Origin of the sequence: Aquabacter sp. (assembly GCF_965279295.1) — a bacterium.
GTDB lineage: Bacteria > Pseudomonadota > Alphaproteobacteria > Rhizobiales > Xanthobacteraceae > Aquabacter.
In genome coordinates this window covers 13555-37373 of record NZ_CBDIHQ010000009.1, presented here as the reverse complement: position 1 = coordinate 37373, position 23819 = coordinate 13555, and the positions used below count along the sequence as shown (strand labels likewise).

Sequence of the window (23819 nt, the reverse complement as noted above, 5' to 3'; positions counted from 1 at the left end):
GCACAGGCCGCGACCAGGGCGGCCGGAGGTTGGTCTCCTCCGGGAAGGCCGCTATATCGGGGCTGCGAGGCTGCGCTTAGACCTCCCGTCCTCCTCCGCCGCAATTGTCCAGGACCCCGGCCCCGATGCCTTCTTCTTCCAAAACCGGGCCGGCGGCCGGCGTGACGCTGGCGCTGATCAGCGTCGTGATCGCCATGGCCTCGATCCAAGGCGGCGCTGCGCTCGGCAAGCAATTGTTTCCCGCCGTGGGACCCGCCGGCGCGACCACGATGCGCCTGGTGTGCGCAAGCATCATCCTCGCGATCGTGTGGCGGCCCTGGAAGCATCTGCCCTCCCGGACCGGCTGGCGATCACTGGTGATCTACGGTGTCGCTTTGGGCGGCATGAATCTGCTGTTCTACATGTCGCTCGCTCGCATTCCGCTCGGGATCGCGGTGGCGCTGGAATTCACCGGGCCGCTCGCCGTTGCGGTCGCGAGTTCGCGTCGCGCGAGGGATTGGGTTTATGTCGCCATGGCGGTGGTCGGCGTACTCATCCTGCTGCCGTTCCATGGCGCGGCCGGGCATCTCGATCTGATAGGCGCAGGCCTCGCCTTGGCGGCCGGTGCCTGCTGGGCGCTCTACATTCTGTTCGGCCAGAAAAGCGCGGAGGCCCATGGAAGCGTCGCGGTCGCGCTGGGGATGATCATTGCAAGCCTGGTGGCGATGCCGGTGGGCATCGCACAGGCGGGAGCGGACATGCTTCAGCTCTCGCTCCTGCCGGCCGCACTCGGCGTCGCCGTGCTGTCGAGCGCGCTGCCCTATTCGCTGGAAATTCTGGCCCTGAAGCGCCTGCCGACGCAGACCTTCTCCATCCTGATGAGCGGAGAGCCGGCCCTTGCCGCACTCTCCGGTCTCATCTTTCTGGGAGAACACCTGTCGATCAGCCAATGGCTCGCCATTGGCCTCATCATCGCGGCATCCGCAGGCAGCAGCGTCTCTGCCCAAAAAGCCGCGACGCCGGACACTGTCCCTTAGGCGTGTTATCCGCGCTCGGCGGCATTGCCCTTAAGGCAGACTACCAGCCGCTCAGGCGACGGTCTGGGGGTAGGAGACCGGAGCCGTGCCGGCATCCTGCTGCGCGGGGCTCATCAGCTTCTCCTGGTAGAGCTGCATGATCTCCATGAGTTCCGTGCTCCAGTCGAGGCCGGACTGCTGAAGAAACGCCATCTGCTTCTGCATCGCGACGAATGGACCTTCCGTCGCGGAGATTTCCGAGAACAGCCGAACCTGCTCCTGCACCTTCGCGGCGGAGAGCTTCTGAATGCGCGCTGCGACCTCAGTCGGCAGTTGAAGGTAAAGAGCTTGCGCCGCTGTCGCCTGCGCGGTTGTCATGGGCCAGCCGCCGGGAGCTGTACCGCCCTGCATGGCCTCGATCCAGGGCTGGAACGGGGAAGCGGCGCCGCCGGCAAAGGCACCGGGCATGGCGCCGGTTGGCATCATCTTCTGCATGGCCTGGGTCCAGGCGTCGAAGGGCGATGCACCGCCGGGAGCCATCCCACCCTGCACCATCTTGGTCCACGCCTCGAAAGGAGATGCGCCGCTGGTCGGCGTCATTCCCTGCAACGCCTGGGTCCAAGCCTGGAATGGTGACATGGTGCTCATGGTCCGGCTCCTAAAAATAAGACCTTAGTCTATCATGCCCGGACGCGAACGACCGCATTGCGCGAAATCAATTTTGCGGTGCGAAATCTCCGGCGTGGCGACACCACGCCCGCCACGCCGGTTGTGCTCAATAGCTCTTGTATTCGGCCGTGCCCTTGGAGAGCGCGAACTCCTCCTCCGGCGACAGCACCAGCTTGTGCCGACCGATGGCCGCGAAATAGGCGATGCCCACAGCGAACCAAAGGACGACGCCGATCACGCCTGCACGGTAGATCGGGTCGGAGAGCTGGAAGTAAATGGTGACCAAGGCGATCAGGATCGTCAGCACCGCGCCCGGGATGCCGAACGGGCTACGATAGGGTCGCTCGATGTTCGGCATGTTCCGCCGCATCAGGATGAAGGACAGGGCCTGCATCACGTAGGAGAGCATGGCCCCGAACACCGCCATGTTGAGCAGCGTGCCGCCGATTGCGGCCGCTCCTGCCTCGGCGCCCAGCGCGAACCAGATGGCCAGCATGATGGCGAGCCCCACCACCGCGCCGGCGATCATGGCGACGTGCGGGGTCTTGCGGCTGCCGTGGGTGATGGACAAGGCGCGCGGGAAATAGCCAGCGCGGGACAGCGAATAGATCTGCCGGCCCTGGGCATAGATGATGGTGTGAAACGAGGCGATCAGCCCCACCACCGCCACCAGCGCCAGCAGGCTGGCAATGCCGGTGCCGTAGATCGCCTTGAACCCGTCCAGCAGCGGCTCAAGCGAAGTAGACAGGCCGAACGCGCCATTGGCCACGGAGGAGTTCAGCCAGAGGATCATGAAGGCGGAGACGATCAGGGTCGCCATGCCGGCGATGATGCCCTTGGGCATGTCGGTCTTCGGATCCACCGATTCCTCCGCCGCGAGCGGAAGCTGCTCGATCGCCAGAAACAGCCAGACCGCGAACGGCATCGCCGCCAGCGCCCCCCCCAAACCGAACGGCAGGAACGGGCCGCCACCATTGGGCAGTTCCACCGCCGCCCCGTCCGGCCCGACGCCGATATTGAGCGCCCAGCGCGAGAAATTCATCACCGGAATGGCGCTGACCCAGAACGCCACGAGGCAGGCGAGCGCCGCGAGCGTCACCACCAGCGTGACTTTGAACGACAGCTCGACGCCGACCATGTTGAGTCCGACGAAGATCACATAGCCGAAGATCCAATAGACCGGCTGGAAACCCGATGGCGTCCCGAAGATCGAGCCCATATAGGAGCCGATGAACGAGACCACCACCGCCGGGGTGATGACATATTCCACGTTCTCGCAGAGCCCCGTCACGAAGCCGCCCCACGGCCCCATGGTGGTGCGCGCGAAGGAATAAGCCGCGCCGGTGTGCGGCAGAGCCGGCGACATCTCGGCGATTGAGAAGGTCAGGCCCAGATACATGACGGCGATGATGATGGACGCGATCAACATGCCGCCCCAGCCGCCCGAGGCGAGGCCGAGATTCCAGCCGGAGAAATGGCCGGAGATCACCGCGCCGACCCCCAGCGCCCATAGCGACCAGACCCGGGCGTGCCGCTTCAGCGCACGCTGCTCGAAATAGGCGGTATCGACTTTAGTATAGCTGACACCGGACGTTTTCTGCGTGCTCATCACAGTCTCCTGCATCTGCCCTAAGGGGATGCCCCAAATGACTTCAAGCAAATCACTTAGCAATTAACGTGCCGCGTTGTGTCAATCGGAGTGTTCTTGGCAATACATGCGGCTCACGCCAGAGACGGCGGCGGGCGACCATCGCTGAGCAGCAGATCGCTGTCGTCCTTCAGCGCCACCCCGGTCAGGGACCGGCGCAGCGCCTCCCGCAGCAGCCAGGCCAGCTTGAAGGCGGCGTCCGCGTGCGACAGCCCTTCCGCGCGTACATTGGAGATGCAATTGCGCTCGGCATCCGAACGGCCGGGCCGCGGCGCGAACGTGAGATACAGGCCAAGGCTGTCGGGCGAGGACAGGCCCGGACGCTCGCCGATCAGTACCAGCACCGCCCGTGCCCTCAGCAATTCCCCGGCCTCATCGCCCAACGCGACCCGCGCCTGCTCCGCCAGCACCACGGGAGCGAGGCTCCACCCCTCCCGCTCGATCCACGGCTTGAAGGCAGCAAGAAACCCCAACGCCTGGGCATGCACCGCCGCGCTGGAGAGACCGTCCGCCACCACCAGGGCAAGATCGACCGGCGGCCGCGCCTGCGCAGCCAATGCGGCCCGGCTCTCATCCGAAAGCCGCCGCCCGAGATCGGGCCGGCGCAGATAGGTATCGCGTGCCGGTGCGGCACTGGTGACCCGAACGGTGTCGAAACCGAGCGCGGCGATACCTGACCGCGTTTCCTCCACCTCGAACGCCGTGTGCACGGCATCGCGCGCCTGGGCATGGGCAAGCGCAAAGCGCAGCACCTCCCGTGTCGGCAGACTGGCGCCGGTGCGCCCCAGCGCGATCCGCGCGGGTGTATGGCGGGCGAAACGCTCCCAGGGATCGCGGTCGATCATGCCGCCCGGCCCGCCACGAAGCCCAGCAGAGGATGGGCGGCATTCGCCGGCAGGATACGCCCATCGGCACCGGTGATGCCCATCTTCAGCAGCCAGGCCTCAAATTCCGGCGCGCGCTTCAGCCCGAACACCTCGCGCACATAAAGCGCGTCATGGAACGAGGTGGACTGATAATTCAGCATCACATCGTCAGCGCCCGGAATACCCATGATGTAGGTGACGCCGGCCGCCGCGAGCAGGGTCAGCAGCGTGTCCATGTCATCCTGGTCTGCCTCGGCATGGTTGGTGTAGCAGACGTCGCATCCCAGCGGCACGCCCAGCAGCTTACCGCAGAAATGATCCTCCAGCCCGGCGCGGATGATCTGTTTGCCGTCATAGAGATATTCCGGGCCGATGAAGCCGACGACTGTGTTCACCAGCAGCGGCTCGAACGCCCGCGCCACCCCATAGGCCCGCGCCTCGCAGGTCTGCTGATCCACGCCGTGGTGCGCGTCGGCGGACAACGCGGCCCCCTGCCCGGTCTCGAAATACATGGCATTCCCGCCGACCGTTCCGCGCCCCAGTGCCCGCGCCGCCTCATACCCCTCCTTCAGCACCGCGAGATCCACGCCGAAGGAACGGTTCGCTTTCTCGGTCCCCGCGATGGACTGAAACACCAGATCCACCGGCGCACCCCGGTTCATCAGCTCGATGGCGGTGGTGATATGGGTGAGCACGCAGCTTTGGGTCGGGATCTCGAATTTCTGGATTACCGTGTCCATGAGCGTCAGAAGGCGCTCGATCACCGGCAGGCTGTCGGATGCCGGGTTGATCCCGATCACCGCATCGCCGCTGCCATAGAGCAGCCCATCGAGAATGGCGGCGGAGACGCCGGCGGCATCATCGGTGGGATGGTTCGGCTGAAGGCGGACCGCCATGGTGCCCGGCAAGCCGATGGTGTTGCGGAAGGCCGTCACCACCCGGCATTTGCGCGCCACCAGAATGAGATCCTGGTTGCGCATGATCTTGGAAACCGCCGCCACCATTTCAGGCATCAGGCCGGGCGCGAGTGCCGCAAGCCTGTCTGATGTTGCGGCATCGGACAGAAGGAAATCACGGAAATCGCCCACCGTCATGGCCGAGACCACCGCGAAGGCAGTCACGTTGTGGGTATCGAGGATGAGGCGTGTCACCTCATCGCTCTCATAGGGAATGAGCGCCTGCGTGAGGAACACCTTCAGCGGCACATCGGCGAGGCACATCTTGGCGGCGACATTCTCCTCCGCCGTCGTGGCAGCGATGCCGGCCAGCATGTCCCCGGAGCGCGGCGGGGTGGCCTTGGCCATCAGGTCTTTCATATCCGCGAAGACGTAGCTTTTGGCTCCGATGCGATGGACGAACGGCAAGCTGGCCTCCCATATCTGCGCGCAGGAGCGTCAGAATGAACGATTAACAAGCAAGAAACATGCCTTCTCCTGAGGAAAAGGGTAGCCCTGTGCTTCAGCCAGCCATGTGCTTCACAGGCATCCTCACGCGCGCGCGATCCCTGCCACCGCAGGCTTACATGCGGCGGCGCATTGCCTTTCAGCTTTCGCGCATTTCTGAGGAGAATATACGCAGCGTCCCGACCTGCCCGTGCGGCCGCGCCTTTGTCGGCGCGCCGCAAGCTTTAAAAGTGGTTTTGGCTTCCTTCACCCGACGTTCGGCGCTGAGGCTTCGACGAGGTTTTGCCAGGAGAGTTGTGATGCGAGGTGGAGGGTTATGGCGTCGAGCCAGCCTTTGGCGTGGAACTCGGTGACGGTCGCGGCGGGAAGGGCGCGGACGGCGTGTTCGTCGATCAGGCGGAAGCCTTGGACCAGGGCCTGGGTGGCGTCGGCGTAGCGCATTTCGGCGGAGCGCTCGACCAGGAGGTTGTGGGCCTTGAGCGCATTCGCAAACGCAACGGTGCGCTCGTGCTCGATGGCATAGGCATCGCACAGCGCCATGGCGGCATCACCCGTGGGGGTGGCCTTGCCCTCGGGGGTGAACAGCAGGTCGGCGTCGTCGCGCGCGGCGTCGGTGCTGATGCGCGGGCTGGCGGCGTCGATGCCCAGCATGGTGGTGCCGCCATCCTCAAGCGCCATGCCGATGAACGGATAGCGCCTGACATAGCTCGGGATGTAGCGGCCGGTGGCCCACTGGCCCTCAGTGGAGACGAACAGGTTGCGCCCGACGCTCACCCCGGTCACCGCCAGCGGCATGGCGCTGGCGTCGGAGGCGAACACGATCGGATAGTGCCGGCCCGCCAAGGCGAACTCCGCCGCCACCAGTGGGATCGCGGTGGCGCCGGCGGCGACGGCGTAGTCCGCCGCGCGGCGCAGCCCGAAGCCGGCATGGTCGGCGAACCGCAGCAGCGCCGGGGCGCGGTAGAACAGCGGCAGGGTCGGGGTGCCAGGGGTGGCGGGAGCGGGGGTCTGGTCGGTCACGGGCAAGGCTTTCGCAGGAGGAGGAGCCGCGGGCAGAGCCCGTATGAGGAGAGCCCGCGGCAGGGTCGCCGCGGACGGATGGGAGATCACAAGCGCGGGAGGTTCGGGTCCGGGGCTGTGGTCCTCGTCAGACCTCACCCCCGCGCTTGGCTCAGGGCTTGAGGCTGGCGTCGAGGGCGGGGGTGAAGCCCTTGAACGAGACCGGCAGGGTGACGGACTTGCGCGCGCCATCCTCGAACGTGAAGCTGCCGGGCTCGCCGGCGCCCTTGAGCGCCTGGAGGGTGGCGGCGTCGAGCTCCAGCTCGGCGAAGCAACCCTGGAGGCAGCGCTTGTATTCCAGCGCCAGGGGCTTGGCCTTCTCGCTGACCTGGAACTTGAGGCCGGCGGGCAGCCACACCCCGGCCGGCACCTGCACCACCAGGCGCAGCGGGCCGGAGGCCTCCACCTTGCCGACCGCGATGCTCGCCACCACGCCCTGACCCTGCACCTGCAGGTTCTGGACGATCTCGCAGGTGCGGGTCTTCTCCGCGCTCACGCAGCGCATCAGCCAGTCCTGGTAGGTCGCCGTGGTGGCGCCGGGCTGGGCGTCCGCCGCGGGGGCCGCCGCAGGCTTGGGCTGCGCCTGCGCCGGGCCGGCGAGCGTCAGCGCAGAGAGGGTCAGCGCCGACAGGGCGCTCGCGAGGAACAGTGCCGAACGCTTCATCATGTCTCGTGATCCGTCATCTGTGTGTGTGCCCATCGGGACGCCCATTGGGGGCCGCCGATATGGAACCCGCCGGGGCATAGCCGGCGCGGGGGTCTTTGACCAGAACCTTTGGGCGCATCTCGCCCTTGGAGACTGCTGCGCCAGGTGCAATGCGCCCCCTCTCCCCGACGGGGAGAGGGTTGGGGTGAGGGGGGCCACCCTCACCCGTTCTGAGATGCCGGAGCCCCCTCACCCGGCTGCTGCGCAGCCGACCTCTCCCCCTCGGGGCGAGGTGGAACCGCCGGTATCGTCCTTCATCGAGCGCCACGCTCCGCGAGGAGCGAGGTCGGTTTTTGCAGAACGCCCGGACGCGGGAGAGGGTTCAACCCGATGCCTTCCCCCCCTCAGAACTTGAGGGAGAACTGGGCGGTGAAGGCGTTTTGGGAGGCGTCGCCGGCGAGTTGGCCGGTGTAATTGACCTGCAAGGTGGCGAGGTCGGAGAGGGCGTAGGCCAGGCCCGCGCCCAGCAGCAGGGTATTCTCAGCGATCGGCACGCCGGAGATCGCGAACGGCGTCGCGCCGCTCTGGAACAACATGGTGGCGGTCGGCGTGGTGTCGCCGAAGGCGTGCTGCCAGCCCAGAGTGGCGCTCGGCGTCAGGGTCCGCCCGCCCAGCGACAGCGAGGTCGCGGCACGGATGCCGAGCGTGGTGTAGAGCGTGTTCTGGCTGTCGGTGCTCACGTTCAGCCCCGCGCCGTTGCTGGCAAGGCCGCTCTCGGCGAGGTTTCCGCCCGAGATGTTGAGGTAGGCGAGCCCCGCGAACGGCTCGAACGCATAGGCGCCGATGTTGAAGTCGTAGCCCACCTCGCCGAACACCTGCGTCGTGCCCAGCGTGTAGCCGGCGCTGGTCGACCCCGAGAAGCCGGGGAACACGATCGAGCGCGACACGCTGATGTCGTGCCAGGTGTAGGACGCTCCGCCGCGCAGCGCCCACGCCCCGAACTGCCCGCCGGCATAGAACCCGATGTCGTAATTATCCATCGTGCCCGAGGAGTTGCGGGCGTCGACGTCGAACTGGGTCTGGCTGAACCCGGCCACCACGCCGGCCCGCACATTGTCCAGCACGCTGACGTCGAGACCGGCGAAGAACCCGCCCACCGTGCTGGAGATCGAGGCCGCATTGGTGTTGCCGAAGGCATTGCCCCAGCCGCCGTAGCCCTGCATCCACAGCGTCGGGGTCAGGTCCTGGCTCAGCTTGGTGTTGGCCGGGCCCGCCGCCTGCGCCGCATAGCTCAGCGCGGAAGCGCCCTGCGGCGTCACCGACTGGCGCAGCCGAGCGCCGACCGCATCCCTGAGATACGTGGATTCCTGCTGGATCACCGTGTTGATCGAGGGATAGATCTCGCCGGTGAGCTGGTTGAACGCCGCCGGCACCTCGTTCGCCGCCAGCCCGAAGATCGCCTCGAACACCGGGCTTCCCGCGCCCAGCGCCTGCGCCGCCACAGCCACGTTGGCCTGGTTCGGCGTCTGCGCGTATTCCACGAAGTCGATGCCGGTATAGGTCAGCGTCAGGTAGACGTTGGTGGCGTCATAGGTCAGCTGCGGCGTCAGGAACGCGAAGTTGGAGGTCACGTCCTCGCTGAACGTGCCGCTCACCCCGCCCGCGGCGGTCAGGATGGTGATCTGGCTCAGCGCGGGATAGCGCCCGTATTCCGCCAGAACCTCGACATGGGCGCTGGAGGACAGGGTCGCGGTGCCGGTGGCGATGATCAGGTCGTGGGCCCCCGCCGTGTTCACATCGACCGCATAGACCGAGCCGGCGTTGAAGGTCACCGCCCCGTTGACCGTCAGGGTGCCCGGCGAGTAGCCCGGCGCCGCCGTGCCGCCGGTGTTCACCGTCAGTCCGCCGATGGTCGCCGTCCCGCCCAGCACGCCGCCCGCGTTCACCGTGAACGGCGAGACCGTGGTTGAGCCCGCCTGGAGCTGCACAAAGCTGTTGTCGACCGCCACCGGGCCCTGGTAGGGCGCGGAGAACTCAACCGTGCCCCCGCCGGTGAAGGTCACCTGGCCGGCGCCGGTGATCGCACCGGTGAAGGCATAGGTGTCGGAGCGGTTGAACACCAGGTTGGCATTGTTCACCACGTCGCCGACGATCGCACCCGTCTCGCCGCCATTGCCGATCTGCAGCGTGCCCGCCGAGATCGTCGTGACGCCGCTATAGGTGTTGGCGCCGGTCAGGATCAGCAGACCATCCCCGGTCTTGGTCAGGCCGCCCGTGCCGCCCACCACGCCCGACAGGGTCAGCGCCTGGCTGGCATCGACCTCGAACGTGCCGACGCTCGCCGCCAGCGTCACGCTGTTGCCATAGGCGAAGCTGCCGCTGGCGCGCAGCACGCCGGTGCCGCCCACCGTCAGGGCGCCGGTGCCGAGCGCCGATGCGCTCGTCACCTGGAGCGTGCCCTGGTTGATGCTGGTGCCGCCGGAATAGGTGTTGGTCCCGGTCAGCGCCAGCGTGCCGGCGCCGGTCTTCAGCACCGAACCGGTGCCCGAGATCACGCCGGCAAAGCTGGTATCGTCGCTCCGGTTGAACACCAGGGCGGCGTTGTTGACGATGTCGCCCAGCACCGCGCCCGAGGTGCCGCCGTCGCCCAGCTGCAACGTGCCGCCGGAGATCGTGGTGCCGCCGGTATAGCTGTTGGCGCCGGTCAGGATCAGCGTGCCGAAGTCCGCCTTCTCAAGACCGGCCACGCCGGTCAGCACGCTCTGGATCGTGGCAACGGTCGAGGCGCCACTTTCCGTCCCGTCGCCGACCCGGATCACCGGCGCACCGCCGGTCAGCGCGATCGGACCCCCGGTCACCACATAGCCGGTTTCCACGAACTGCATGCCGATGGCCATGACAGGGCCATCGGTGGTGTCCACCGTCACCGTGCCGGCCGCGCCCTGGAACACCGCGAACCCGCCGTTCCACGCCCGCGGAATGGTCCCGCTGGCATTGATCCAGTTGGTCTGGCTGCCCGCGGTCCAGGTTCCCGTGCCGCCCAGCACGCTCTGGGTCGGCGTCGTGTTCGACCCGTTCCAGAACAGGATCGGGCTGTCGGGGCCTTCCACGAACAGGTTCACCTGCCCCTGGATGCTCGACTGGATGCCGCCCGACAGACCGCCCGAGAGCGCGCCGACCTCCATCCCGTTGTCGGTCAGCGTCCCGCCATAGGTCATGATGCGGTAGATGCCGATCCCGAACCCGGGCGTCGGCGTCACGTTCAGCGTGCCGTCCAGCGTCACATTGCCGGCCACCGTGAACACCGTGGTCGCCTCGCTCGGCGCCCCCAGCGTCACGTTCACGTTCGACCCGCCCTGCAGGTCCAGCGCGCCCATGCTCAGGCCGCTGCCCTGCACCCCGGCCAACGTGCCGCCCGAGAGCACATGCACCGTCTTGCTGATGCTGCCCGAGCCCGACAGCGTCGCCTGGTCGTAGACATAGACGTCGCTGTCCAGGCTCCCCGCCACCACCAGGCCGCCGCCCGTCACATTGGTGTCGCCGGTGTAGCCGTTGGCGCCCGACAGCGTCATCACCCCGGTGCCCGCCTTGGTCAGGCCGCCGGACCCCGAGATCACCCCGGAGAAAGTGGTGCTGCTGTTGTCGCCGCCCGCCGCCAGGGTCGCCCCGTCCAGCGTGATCGCGCCGGCGCCGCCGAGCGAACCCACGGTCTCGGTCGCCCCGCTCGGGCGGATGATCAGCTGCGCGCCAAGCGCCACGCTCACCGCGCTGGCATCGCCCAGGGCGTTGCCGCCCTCGGCGATCAGGATGCCGGCGGTGACGTTGGTCGCCCCGGACCCGGTGTTGATGCCGGAGATCACCAAAGTGCCGAGGCCGGTCTTGTTGAGATTGCCCAGCCCGGTGATCGGTCCGGTCAGGGTCAGCGTCTCGACCGCCGGGTTCTCCGCCGTGCCGTCCACCTCGAACCCGCCGGTCAGGCCGGTGGCCAGGCTGATCGCGCTGGCATAGGTGAAGGTGTTGCTGGCCCGCAGCACGCCCGAGCCGGTCAGGGCCAGCGGGCCGGTGCCCAGCGCCGAGGCGCCGTACACCTGGACCGTGCCCTCGGCCACCGTCGTGCCGCCGCTGTAGTTGCTGCCGTCGCCGGTCAGCGTCAGCGTGCCGGCCCCGGTCTTGGTCAGGCAGCCCGCACCGGTGATCGCGCCGGAGAAGCTCGAGCTTGTCCCGTCGCCGCCGGTGGTGAGGCAATAGCCGTTCAGCGCCACTTCGCCGCCGCCCGCCAGCGAGCCCACGCTCTCGTTGGCGTCGGTCAGCGACAGCAGCGCACCCGCCGCAACGCTGAGGCGCGCGGTGTCGGACAGCGACTGCCCGCCGCCGATCCGAAGCTCCCCGTCCGCCACATTGGTGGCGCCGGTGTAGGTGTTGAGGCCGGTCATCAGCAGGATGCCGGCGCCGGTCTTGGTCAGCTCGCCCGCACCCGAGACCACCCCGGTCAGCGTCAGCGTCTGGGTCTCGGCCACGCCCAGCGTGCCGCCGCCCGAGCCCTCGATGGGGGTCAGCGAGATCGCGCTGGCATAGGCGAAGCTCGTCGTGACGTTCAACGCGCCCGCGCCCTGCAGCGCCAGCGCCCCGGTGCCGAGCGCCAGCGCGTTGTCGATCTCGATCGCACCTTCCGAGATCGTGGTGCCGCCGGAATAGGTGCTGGTCCCGGTCAGCGTCAGCGTCTCGGCGCCGGTCTTGGTCACGCAGCCGCCGGCCCCACTCAGGGTGCCAGAGAACGCGCCCCCGCCCGCCACCGTCAGGCAGTAGCCGTTCAGGTTCACATTGCCCGCGCCGTCGAGCCCGCCCACGGTCTCATTGGCATTGGTCAGCGTCACCAGGGCGCCGCCGGCAATCGCCAGCCCCGCCGTGTCCGACAGCGAAGACCCACCCGCCAGCGCCAGCTCGCCGCCCGACACGCTGGTCGCGCCGGTGAACGTGTTGAGGCCGGACAGCGTCATCACGCCGGTGCCGGTCTTCTCGAACGATCCGCCGCCCGAGATCACCCCGGAATAGCTGGTGCTGGTGTTGTCGCCGCCGGCGATCACATTGCCGGTCAGCTCCAGCGCGCCCGCGCCGCTGAGCGAACCCACCGTCTCGGTCGCCCCGCTCGGCCGGATGATCAGCTGCGCCCCGGACGCCACGCTCACCGCGCTGGTATCGCCGATGGCATTGCCGCCCTCGGCGATCATCACCCCGACGGCCACGTTGGTGGCGCCGGAATAGCTGTTGGTGCCGTTCAGCAGCAGCGTGCCGAAGCCGGTCTTGTTGAGATCGCCCAGGCCCGTGATGCTGCCGGTCAGGGTCAGCGTCTCAACCGCCGGGTTCTCCAGCGTGCCGTCCACCTCGAACCCGCCGGTCAGCCCTGCCGCCAGCGTCACGTCGTTGTCGTAGCTGTAGGTCCCGGTGGACCGCACAACGCCCGTGCCCGACAGCGCGATGGTGCCGGTGCCCAGCGCACCCGCCGCCCCGAGCGCAACCGTGCCCTCCGACACGTTGGTGCCGCCGCTATAGCTGCTGGCGCCAGACAGCGTCAGCGTGCCGGGGCCGGTCTTGGTCAGGCAGCCGGTGCCCGAGATGCTGCCGGAGAAGGCGGTGCTGGTCGCACCCGCCACCGTCAGGCAATAGCTGTTCAGCGTCACCGCGCCGGCGCCCGACAGGCCGCCGACCGTCTCGTCGCTGTCCATCAGCTCCAGGATCGCGCCGGCCATCACCAGCGTGCCCACCGTGTCCGACAGCGAGGAGCCGCCGCCGATCAGCAGCCGGCCTTCGCTCACCGTCGTGCCGCCGCTGAAGCTGTTGATGCCGGTCAGCGTCAGCGTGCCCTCGCCCGCCTTGATCAGCCCGCCCGTGCCCGAGATCACCCCGGCATAGCCGGTGTCGTCGGACCGGTCGAAGATCAGCACGCCATTGTTGACCACATCGCCCAGGATCGACCCCGAGGTCCCGCCGTCGCCGATCTGAAGCGCGCCCTGGGTGATCGTGGTGCCGCCGGTGTAGGTGTTCTCACCGCTCAGGACCAGAAGCCCGAGGTCGGTCTTCTCAAGCCCCGTGCTGCCGGTGATCACCGAGCCGATGCTCGCCACATAAGTGGCGCCCTGCGCGGTCCCGTCGCCCACCCGGATCTGGGTCTGGCCCGAGGGCGCCGCCAGGGTCAGCGTGCCGCCGTCCACGGCGTAGCCGTCCACCATGAACTGGACGCCGGTCGCCGACACCGTGCCCGCGATGGTGACATCGCCACCCGCGACCGAGAACACCGCGAACGTGCTGTCCCAGGACCGCGCCTGATTCGCCGTCGAGGTGGTCCAGTTGGTCTGCTCGGAATTGTTGGTCCAGATGCCGCTGCCGCCGTGGATCGTCCCGTCCGCCGTGGTCGTCTCGCCGTTCCAGTACAGGATCCCGCCCTGCAGCACCTCGAGGTTCAACTGGTTCGACAGAAGCTGGATCTGATAGGCGTATTGCAGCGGCGTATCGCCCAGCACCACGCCGTTGTTCGACGCCAGCGTCGTGAAGTCGAGGATCCGGTACACGCCGAGCGACATGGCGCCCGCGTTGGTGACGTTCAGCACGCCGTCCAGCGCCAGCGTCCCCGCCTGGAACACCGCATTGCCGGTGTTCGCCCCCAGCACCACGTCGATGTTGGCGGTCGACGCCAGCGTCAGGCTGCTCATCGACAGCCCATACATGCCGGTCGCCGTCGCCGGCGCCGCCAGCAGATGGCCGCCGCCCTGGACGCTCACCGCGCCCGTGATCGCCGTCCCCGACGCCCCCGTGGTCTCGCCCCGCAGCGTCGCGCCCGACAGCACCGTGACATCGCCGGTCAGCGTCGCCCCGCCGACAATCGCCAGCGTCCCCGCCTCAACCGTGGTCCCCGCCAGCGCACTGTTCGCCCCGACCAGCGCCAGTTCCCCGGTCCCGCGCTGAACCAGCGCCCCCGACCCGGTCACCGCCCCCGGCGCCAAAATGTCGTCCGACCGGTTGAACACCAACGTCCCGCTGTTCGCCACATCCCCAACAATCGAACCCGACGTCGCACCATCGCCAATAACAAGCGTGCCGGACGTGACGGTGGTTCCGCCGGTGTAGGTGCTCGCGCCCGTCAGGGTCAGGGTGTCAGCGCCGAGCTTGGTCAGCGTGCCCGTGCCCGAGATCCCGCCCGCATAGGTCACAGCGTCCGACCGGTTGAACGCCAACTCCGCATTGTTGACCACCGCCCCGGTGCCCAGATTGCCGGACGTGCCCCCATCGCCCACCTGCAGCGTGCCGCCGGAGATCGTCGTCGTGCCCGTGTACGTGTTGGCGCCGGTCAGCGTGAACGTACCCGTGCCGGCCTTGGTCAGGCTCAGGGTGCCGAAAGGCGCCTGCAGCACACCCGAGAACGTGGTGGATGCATTGTTTCCGCCGGTGACAAGTGTCGACACCATGAGACTGCTAACGGTGCCCGCACCCGAAAGCGACCCTATCGCTTCCACCGATTGTCTGATTGTCAAATCGGCGCCGGCATCCACCGTCACCGCCACGCTGTCTGCCAGAGCCGAGCCGCCCCGGAGCAGAAGGACACCTTCCATGACATGAACAGGGCCTTCGAAAGTATTGGTGCCCCACAAAGTCTGGGAGGCCGTACCCACCTTGGTCAGGCCACCGGTTCCACTGATCGTCCCGGTATAGGACCGCGCAAGATTGCTGCCGCCGACAGTGAGGGTGTTGCCGTTGAGCTCCACCGTCCGCGCGCCGGTGCCGCCGCTGATGTCGCCGAGTGCGCCGATCGCCTCGTTGGCGTTCGTCAGGACGAGTGTCGCGCCGGCCATCAAGCCGACGATCGCCGTATCGGCCACAGCGGTCCCGCCGGACAGCAACACCCGCCCGGCTTGGACGATGATGCCCCCGGTGTTGGTGTTGGTGCCGCTCAGCGTGAGGTCGCCGGTGCCAGCCTTCGTCAGAATGCCGACCCCGCCAATCGCCCCGGAGAACACAGTCGAGGTGGCGTCGCCCGCAGTCAGGCCGCCGGGAGCGTAGTCCAATGTGACACTGCCGGCGCCTGCGAGGGAGCCAACGGTCTCGATGGTGGTCACCACCAGGTTCGCGTTGAGCGCGACCGTCACCGCACTCAGATCGCCGATCGCCGAACCGCCCGAAACCGTAAGCGTGCCGGCAGACACCGTCGTCGTCCCGCCATAGATGTTGGCGCCCGACAGCGTCAGCGTGCCCGCGCCCAGCTTCTCAAGGGTGCCCGATCCGGAAATATTACCCGAATAGGTCACCGCGTCGGAGCGGTTGAACACCAGCGCCGCGTTGTCGACGATGTTGCCCGCCACCGAGCCGCTCGTGCCGCCATCGCCGATCGACAGCGTGCCGCCCGATATGGTCGTCCCGCCGGTGTGGGTCGCCGCGCCCGTCAGCGTCAGCGTGCCCGCGCCCTGCTTGGTCAGCGCGCCGGTGCCCGAGATGCCGCCCGCGAATGCGGTCGCATCCGAACGGTTGAACGTCAGGGCCCCGTTATTGACCACATCGCCCAGGATCGACCCCGTCGTCCCGCCATCGCCGACCGAGAGCGAGCCGCCGGAAATCGTCGTGCCGCCGGTGTAGGTGTTCGCGCCCGTGAAGGTCCACGCCCCGCCGAGAAGGGTGACGCTGCCGGTGCCAGTGGTAATCGCACCCGAGATTAGGGCGTCGTCGTCCGCCCGGAGCGACAAGTCGTGGCCCGCACCGGTGATCCCGCCTGACAGCGTCAACTGACCGGGCATCCCCGGTCCAACGCCTTCGGACGATATGAAGGTGTCGCCGGCGAGCGTGATCGCCCCGGCATAGCTGTTGATGCCGAAGGTCCGCAGGGCACCGAACCCGCCCTGGCCGGAGCCCGAAATGGTCAGCGCTTCGTTGCCGACGGCAATCGAACCGCCAGCCGCATCCAGTTGCAGCGTGCCGCCGTCCGCCACCACGGTGCCGCCGGCGGTGCTGCCCAGCGCCGCATCGTTGCTGGCCACAAGTATCGCCCCGTTCGCGACGGTGGTCGTACCGGAATAGGTGTTCGTGCCACCCACCAGCCAGATCCCGCCGTCGACGTTGAGGCCACCGCTGCCGAGACCGATCGCGCCCGTGATCGTGCCGCCGCCGCCGTTGAGGGACAGGGTATGGTTCGCGCCGGTGATGGCGCCGGTGAAGCTAAAGGCGCCATAGCTGCCGCCGTCGATCGTCGCATCCGCCGCCAGCGTGACGATCCCGCTCATCTCGACGCTGGAGGAGCCAGCGGAGAGCGCGCCGGAATAGCCGGACGCGCCGGTCCCGGAGATCGTGAACGCTTCGCTCACCACACCACCGGCATCCACCCGCATCGTCGCGCCGCTGGCAACGATGGTCTCAGCAGCACTCGAGCCCAAGGCGCTGGCGCTGGTGATGATCAGTCTCCCGGACGAGACATTGGTGACGCCGTCATAGGTATTGGCCGCGGAGAGCGTCACCTGACCCGACACGCTACCGGCGGCAACCTCGACGCCCCCCGCGCCCGTGGCGATCACCCCGGAGACGACGAGACTTCCCTCGCCGCCGAACGTCACCGTCTTGCCCGCCCCGGTGATCCCGCCGGTGAGGGTGAAGGTCTGCGTGGTGTCGACAGTGATCAGGCTGTCCGCTGCCAGAACAATGGCGCCGTTCACCGTGCTGCCGCCCGGCGTGCCGGGGTTTCCGCCCTGGAGCGCGCCTGAATTCGAGTCGCCCGTGCCCGAGAGCGTCAGCCCCTCATTGGTGGTGACGCCGTAGAGCGCCAGCGTGGCACCCGCTTCCACCGTCGTCCCCGCTGCGGACGACCCCAGCGTGCCGCTGCCCGAGAGATTGAGAATGCCGCCGGACACCGTCGTCGCGCCGCTATAGGTGTTGGCGGCGGTGAACTCCAGGATGCCCCCGCCGAGCTTCGTCAGCGTGCCGGAGCCGGAGATCACGCCACTTTGGACAAGCCCAAGAATCGTGGGAAGATTGAACACGAGGGCTGCGTTGTTAACGAAGGCGCCATTTCCGATGTATCCGACCAGCGCCACGCCGTCACCCACCTGCAGTGTGCCGGCGGTGATGGTGGTGCCGCCGCTGTAGGGCATGTTCCCCGTCAGCACGAGAGTTCCAGCACCGACCTTCTCAAGCCCGGTGGTGCCGGAGAGGGTCGAGCGAATGGTCGCGGTTATCGCGTTTTCCACGTTGATCTGGGTCTGCCCGCTCGCCGCCGCAAGCGTCACGGTCCCGCCGGTCAGCAGATAGCCGGTGGTCAGGAAGTCCATTCCCGCGACCTGGGCGTTTCCGGAAATCGTCACGGTGCCGCTCTGCGTGCCGCCGAAGATGGCAAGGCCATTCTGGGCCCAGGCCGCCGGCGTGGCGCCGGTCTCGTCGGTCCAATTGGTCGGGCCGGAGGCAACGGTCCAAGTGCCGGCCCCGCCCACAACGGCCGAGCCGGAGGTCGTGGTCGAGCCGTTCCACCACAGACCTGCCGTTACGATCAGGTTGACCTGATTTGCGGTGGCGGTGCTGAGGGTGAAGAGGGAACGCGCGGGCCTGGTACCGAGCGCCATCGTGCCGCTGAGTGTGCCGGTGTAATCGATCAGGCGGTAGGTGCCCGAAGCGAAGCCGACGCCGGCCGTCAGATCCAGCAAACCGTTCAGAGCCAGGTTCCCGGTGACGGAGACCGCCGCCGTCGTCGACGGTGCGACCAAAGTAATCGAGAGGGTGGACGTCGAATCCGCGAAGGTGAGCGCACCGGTGTTCAGCGAGGTGGTGCCGGAGGTTCCCGCGATGGTGCCGAAGTTCACCACGGCGCCGGTCACGGTCCCCGCGCTGGAGCCCCCTTGCAGTGTCCCCGCTCCCGCGATCAAGACCCCGCCGGCGAGACTGCCCCCCGAGAGTTCCAGTGTCCCGTTTCCAACCAGCGTATCGCCGGTGAAGGTGTTGGCTCCCGTCAGGGTGAGCTTGCCGGTGCCCAGTTGGTTCAGGACCCCGCCGGCACCGGAAATGACGCCGCTATAGGTGCGGTCGCTCGAAAGGTCGAATGCCAGAACCGCGAGGTTGGCGAGAGAGATGTTGCCGGTGATCGACCCGTCCGCGCCGCCGTCACCGATTTGGAGCCGGCCCGCCGTCACTGTCTTGGAGCCGGTGCTGGTCACATCGCCTGTCAGCGTCAGGGTTCCGGCGCCGAGCTTCTGAAGCGTGCCGCCGCCGGACATGTCGCCCGCGAACGAACGGTTGCCGGGCTGGTTGAAGATCAGCGTGCCATCATTGACGATGGCGCCGCTCATCAGCGACCCGTTCGTGGTGCCATCGCCGATGGAGAGCTTGGTGCCCGACGCGAGGATGGTGTTGCCGGTATAGGTGTTCGCGCCCGTAAAGGTCCAGGTGCCGCCGCCTTGGACGGTCACGGTGCCTGCGCCCGTCGCAATCGCGCCGGAGACTAAGCCCGAACTTGTGAATGACGTCGCCCCGATAGAAAATGCACCGGCGTCGAGAGTAAGGCTCTTTCCAGCTCCGGTTATGCCCCCCGACAAGGTGAGCGACCTGACACTTACCCCGGCCTCGACGCCTATCTTGCTATCCGCATCGAGCACAATGGCGCCCGCATAACTGTTCACGCCAAGGGTGCTGTAGAGAACGCCGAAGCCGTTGAAGCCCGTGCCGGAGAGGTGAAGTGTCGCCGCGCCGCCATTAACCGGCCCAGCGTCGCCGTACAGCCAGAGAGACGCGCCGTCGTTCACAGTGACGCTGCTCGTACTGCCGAGCGCGGTGTCGCTTCTGACGCGCAGATAATTGCCGCTGACCGAGGTGGCCCCGGTGTAGCTGTTGGCACCGCTGAGCGCCCACTGCCCGTCCGATATCAGCCCGCCGCTGCCAAGATCCAAATCGCCGGTGATTTCGCCGGCCGACTTGAGGGTGAGGGTGGTGTTGTTGCCGGAAACCGGCCCGGAAATCAAAACGGTTCCGGCAATGGTCGCGTCCGCCGCCAGCATGATCGAGCCGGACAGCTGGAGTCCGGTGCTTCCGACCAGGGCGCCGGCATAACCCGTGGCGCCTGCGCCGGACAGGGTGATGCTCTCGCCTATGGTGGTCGCGCCGAGGTTGAACGCAAGGGTGGCGCCGCTAGACACGGTGGTGCCACCGTCGACAGTGCCGAGGGCCGACGCATTGCCGACGATCAGTGCACCGGCCAGCACGGATGTCTCGCCGGTATAAGTGTTGACGCCTGAGAGGGTGAGGGCGCCGGTGCCACGCTGCTCCACCGTGCCGGCGCCGGAAATCACGCCCGTGAAGCTGGCTGCATCGGAGCGGTCAAAGGCCAGTGTGTCGCTGTTCGCGACGCCACTGGCCGAGCCGATCGACCCGGCGGTCGCTCCGTCACCGACCACCAGTATTCCGGTGGATATGGTGATGGCGCCGCTGGTGGTGTTGGTATTGGTAAGGGTGACGGTGCCGCCGCCCTGGAGCGTCAGAGTGCCGGTACCGGAGAGGACGTCCGAGTAGGTCCAGGCAGCCGAATTGTTGAAGATGAACGCGGCGTTGTTCTCGACATCGCCGCTGATGCCGTTGGCGACATCGATCTGTAGCGTCCCGGCCGTAACCTTGGTGCCGCCGGTATAGGTGTTGATGCCGCCGAGATAGAGCGTGCCGTCGCCGACCTTCTCCATGCCGTCCGTGCCGGCGAGAACCGCATTGATGGTTGCGATGGTCGCGGCGCCGTCCACATTGATGACGGGCTTGGCCGAGGCGTTCACCAAGGTCAGCGTAGCGCCCTGAATGATATAGTCGGAGGTGAGGAACTTCAGGCCCTTGGTGGTCACACCGTCGTTCGCCACCGTCACAGTACCGGCGGTACCAGCGAAGATCGCGGCCTTGCTGCCGTCCGACCCAACATGCGTCGCACCGCTGGCGTCGGTCCAGTTGTGGACGGAGGTGTCCGCCGTCCAGGTGCCGTTGCCACCGACCAGGGTCGAGCCCGTGGTCGTCGAGCCGTTCCAATAGGCGCCGCCCGCGAGGACCTGGAGGGTCACAGTCTTGAACGTCGACGTCGTGTCGTAGGTCAGCGCATAGTCGTAATCGTCAGGCGCGGTGCCGAGGGTGAGCCCGCTGCCGAAGGCATCGCCTTCGCCCAGGATCAGCAGGTAATAGCCGACAGCAAGGTTGGCGTTGGGCGTGATGTTCAACGTGGCGTCGACTGTGATCGCGCCGCCACCACCCACATAAATGAGCGCAGGCATGCCGGGCGGAGGTGTCTGCGACGCCGGCGCGCCCAGCGTCACTGTAAGGGTGGAGGTGGGGCTGAGAACCATCGCTCCGGTTACGCTGAGCGCGGCATCGGAATTGTAGGCGGACAGCGTCAGCTTGCCGCCAGCCGCGACCGTCAAGTCGCCATAGATCGTCGCGTTGGTCGCGCCGCTGGCGACGTTCCGCAATGTCGCGCCGCTTGCAACATTGAGGCTGCCGGGGAGGATGGCGGCGCTGGACTCGTCGCCCAATTGGAGAACGCCGCGGGTGACGGTCCAAACGGTTCCCTGGGCATTGAAACTAGAATTATTGACCGCGACCCACGTATCGGTGGTGTTGGTCGTGTTGATCTCGAACGAGGTGAAATTCTGGAACTTCGCGTTTGCGTCAATGAGCGTATAGTTAATGCCGGCAAGATCGAACGCGCCGCCTGTTCCCGTCAGCTTCATCGAGTTGCTGGTGTTATCGAATTCCGAGCCATGAACATTGCCGGTAATCGAAGCATAGCCGATGCCGTTGCCCTGAAGTTCCAGGACGTTTCCGGTATTGGAGAAATCGATGGCGTATGCTTGCGTGGTCCCGTCACCGCTCAGACCGCCTGAGACAGTCGCGGTCGCGCTGAGAATAACGGTCAGTTGCGAGCCTGAGATGCCGACCCCACCGGCACCGTGTCCTGCACCTCCGCTGGAGATATCGATACCACCATTGCCGCCAGAGACCTGGGCGCCGCTGGCCAAGGTGAGAGTTGTCTCGCCACCGGTGTTTACGACGAATATGCCGCTGCCGCCGCCGCCACCGCCGCCAGAGACAAAGCTTTGACCCTGCCCGCCATCACCGCCGTAGACAATGGAATTGACCGTCAAAGTCGTGGCGACGGAACTGTCGATATAGAGACCGCCGCCGCCGGTGCCTCCACCGCTTCCCAGGCCGTAGGTGCTTATGCCGCCGTTGCCACCATCACCACCCAGGACTGTGATCGCCAGAGTCCCGAGATTGCTGCCGCCACCACTGATGATCGCGCCAAAGCCGCCGCCGCCGCCGCCGCCGCCGCCCGTATCCGCAGCGCCCCCGTTGCCGCCGGCGCCGCCCGTGGCGGTGCTGGTGGGAAGAACCGATCCCACATAGCCGTGACCGCCGCCGCCGCCGCCCGCACCGTCCGTAGAGGGCCCTGATGCGCGGCCGGCGGTACCGACGCCGCCCGCTCCGCCGTTAGCGGTTCCACCGGCGCCGCCGGTGGTGCCGGACGTGGAATAACCGGCGCCGCCGGCACCACTGGTGCCGCCACCATCTCCACCCGCGCCGCCCACGCCGCTCTGGTTCCCGCCGGCGCCCCCGGCCTGCGACACACCCCCGTACCCCGCAGCGCCGCCCACGCCTCCTCGGCCTAGTGCCGAATTGACTTCGCTGCCGCCACCGCCGCCACCGCCGCCGGCACCACCACCGCCGCCGCCGCCGACCTCCCCACCTACACCGCCACTACCGCCTGCGGTCGGGTCGATGGCGATGATGGCTTGGCTGAATGCCGGCAAAGACGCCGACAAGATCAGCGATCCCGCGAGCAGTGGAACGAGAGCGGACGTAACGAGGAGTTTTCTGCGGAAGGAGCCGGCCTTTAGCGGGGTGAACACATCCGCCTGCTTGCTATCGCGAGTCACGGCAGTCTCCGGACCACGAACATCACATGCATTGCGCATCTTAATTCCCCCACAGAGCGGCAAGCCCAGGTCGCCCCGAACGTATTACCTTCCTGTGTCCGCGATGACGGGACGGCAAGCAATCGAAATCGCAGGGAGCGGCGGCCAAATCAGCAGACCCGGACGTATGATTCTAGACGACGTTGCAGAACAGTCACACGCCAGCTGAAACCTGACCATAAAGATGCACCAGGTGAGTGAGACTCTGCATTTCTTTCGATATTTCAAATCACGCGACGATTGGCGCTCCGACAATCCACAACGACGGGACCGGTGATTCGCACGCTCTTTCGGCCATCTTTTGCCGACCAGCGAACCAGAATGCTCTCCCCTGGGCGCATCGTCGCGTCGGCCGAACCGGGTAGATTATCGGTGTTTGCCGGCCAACCGAACCACACTAAAACTGTGCGTGCATACGGGAGGTGCCGGCCTCGCCTCGAGAGAAGGCGCAGGGTGCCGGCACAGGTTTGCCGAGGGAGATGAACCATGCTTGGGCGACGCGATCTGCTGGCTGTGGGTGCGGCCACATTGCTCACGAACGCGGCGGCGATGGCACAGGGAACGCCAAGCGCCGGCACACCGGCCCCTGCCGCAGCGCCCGCGGCAGCCGGCTGGGACGATGGGCTTGCCCACGCAATCCCCTATCAGCCCCGTCTTGGAACCGGCAAGCAGCGAGGCCTCGTTCTCGGCGGCGGCGGCGCCTATCTCGCATCCTGGATGGCGGGCTATTTCTATGGCCTGAAACAGAAGGGCGTGGATCTCGCCAGCGCCGATATCACGGTCGGCACCTCGGCCGGCTCGGTGATGGGCGCCTCGCTGATGGGCGGACACCTGTGGCGTCTCTCCACCGAGTTGGACATCCTCGGGCGGTTTCCCAGGCTGTTCGCCGAACTCATTCCCGCCATAGCGCCCAACGCGAGCCAGTTGCGCGCGCGGGCCATCGCCAACACCGCGACCTCCGCCGTTCCCGCGACCATCCAGCAGATCGGCCGGGCCGCCATGGCCGCGCGAAATCCGGCGGGGGCGGACACTTATCCGACCACGGTCAAGCATCTGATCGGCGGGGAGAAATGGCCCTCGCCCAAAATGTACACCACCGCCAACGACTGCTACACCGGCGAAAGGCTCGTGGTTTCCAGCCAGTCGGACATCCACATCAACGAAGCCTGCGCGGCCAGTTCTTCGCTGCCGGGATCGATGGGGCCGACCTGGCTTAAGGACCGGTTGTGCATGGACGGCGGCATCTGCCAGACCAGCACCCACAGCGACGTGGTGTCCGGCGTCGCGCGCGCCCTGATCATCTCGCTGTCCGATGGCGGCGCGGATGCAGTAAAGGTCGGCCTGCGCACCTCCGGCCTGCCGAACACGCTTCAGGACGAGGTGAAGACCTTGGAAAGCCAGGGCACGAATACCGTACTCAAGGTGGTTGGCCTGCTGCCCGGCGTGACCTTCGTCGACAGCATCATGGACCCCAAATGGATCGAGCCTTGTCTCAAGAACGGACACGAGCGCGGCCTCGCAGATGCCGAGCAGATGCGGGCATTCTGGGGCGCCTGAGCGTGCACCTGCCCCG

At 67.1% G+C, this 23819-nt stretch carries 9 protein-coding genes; 2 read left to right on the top strand and 7 right to left on the bottom strand.

Annotated elements, in window-relative coordinates:
- Positions 1 to 125: 125 nt before the first annotated feature.
- Complete coding sequence (locus ADADO0_RS03185) at positions 126 to 1016, top strand: EamA family transporter (RefSeq protein ID WP_511303643.1); 891 nt, start codon at positions 126 to 128, stop codon at positions 1014 to 1016.
- Between the two features lie 51 nt (positions 1017 to 1067).
- Here the strand turns inward: ADADO0_RS03185 and ADADO0_RS03180 are convergent, their stop codons facing one another.
- The 7 genes from ADADO0_RS03180 to ADADO0_RS03150 form a co-directional block, all read right to left on the bottom strand.
- Complete coding sequence (locus ADADO0_RS03180) at positions 1068 to 1643, bottom strand: hypothetical protein (RefSeq protein ID WP_511303642.1); 576 nt, start codon at positions 1641 to 1643, stop codon at positions 1068 to 1070.
- Positions 1644 to 1770: 127 nt separating this feature from the next.
- Complete coding sequence (locus tag ADADO0_RS03175; RefSeq protein WP_511303641.1) at positions 1771 to 3273, bottom strand: amino acid permease; 1503 nt, start codon at positions 3271 to 3273, stop codon at positions 1771 to 1773.
- A gap of 113 nt (positions 3274 to 3386) precedes the next feature.
- A complete protein-coding gene (gene eutC / locus ADADO0_RS03170) occupies positions 3387 to 4157 on the bottom strand; it encodes an ethanolamine ammonia-lyase subunit EutC (protein WP_511303640.1) in 771 nt (256 codons plus the stop codon).
- Positions 4154 to 5542, bottom strand: a complete 1389-nt coding sequence (locus ADADO0_RS03165) for an ethanolamine ammonia-lyase subunit EutB (protein WP_511303639.1) — start codon at positions 5540 to 5542, stop codon at positions 4154 to 4156. The genes eutC and ADADO0_RS03165 overlap by 4 nt, the downstream gene beginning before the upstream one ends.
- A 285-nt stretch (positions 5543 to 5827) precedes the next feature.
- Positions 5828 to 6601 carry a SapC family protein gene (locus tag ADADO0_RS03160; RefSeq protein ID WP_511303638.1) on the bottom strand — a complete coding sequence of 258 codons (774 nt, stop codon included), beginning with the start codon at positions 6599 to 6601 and terminating at the stop codon, positions 5828 to 5830.
- 151 nt (positions 6602 to 6752) lie between these two features.
- The gene (locus tag ADADO0_RS03155) at positions 6753 to 7307 is read right to left on the bottom strand and encodes an invasion associated locus B family protein (protein ID WP_511303637.1); all 555 of its coding nucleotides are present in this window, start codon (positions 7305 to 7307) and stop codon (positions 6753 to 6755) included.
- A gap of 383 nt (positions 7308 to 7690) precedes the next feature.
- Complete coding sequence (locus tag ADADO0_RS03150; RefSeq protein WP_511303636.1) at positions 7691 to 22207, bottom strand: autotransporter-associated beta strand repeat-containing protein; 14517 nt, start codon at positions 22205 to 22207, stop codon at positions 7691 to 7693.
- A 525-nt stretch (positions 22208 to 22732) separates the two neighbouring features.
- Between ADADO0_RS03150 and ADADO0_RS03145 the strand changes: the two genes are divergently transcribed.
- Complete coding sequence (locus ADADO0_RS03145) at positions 22733 to 23803, top strand: patatin-like phospholipase family protein (protein ID WP_511303635.1); 1071 nt, start codon at positions 22733 to 22735, stop codon at positions 23801 to 23803.
- Positions 23804 to 23819: the final 16 nt, after the last annotated feature.

What these genes read in the sequence shown, in the direction of transcription:
- eutC (WP_511303640.1), bottom strand. Translation starts at nt 4,157, where the DNA reads ATGATCGACCGCGATCCCTGGGAGCGTTTCGCCCGCCATACACCCGCG.
- ADADO0_RS03155 (WP_511303637.1), bottom strand. Translation starts at nt 7,307, where the DNA reads ATGATGAAGCGTTCGGCACTGTTCCTCGCGAGCGCCCTGTCGGCGCTG.
- ADADO0_RS03180 (WP_511303642.1), bottom strand. Translation starts at nt 1,643, where the DNA reads ATGAGCACCATGTCACCATTCCAGGCTTGGACCCAGGCGTTGCAGGGA.
- ADADO0_RS03185 (WP_511303643.1), top strand. Translation starts at nt 126, where the DNA reads ATGCCTTCTTCTTCCAAAACCGGGCCGGCGGCCGGCGTGACGCTGGCG.
- ADADO0_RS03145 (WP_511303635.1), top strand. Translation starts at nt 22,733, where the DNA reads ATGCTTGGGCGACGCGATCTGCTGGCTGTGGGTGCGGCCACATTGCTC.
- ADADO0_RS03175 (WP_511303641.1), bottom strand. Translation starts at nt 3,273, where the DNA reads ATGAGCACGCAGAAAACGTCCGGTGTCAGCTATACTAAAGTCGATACC.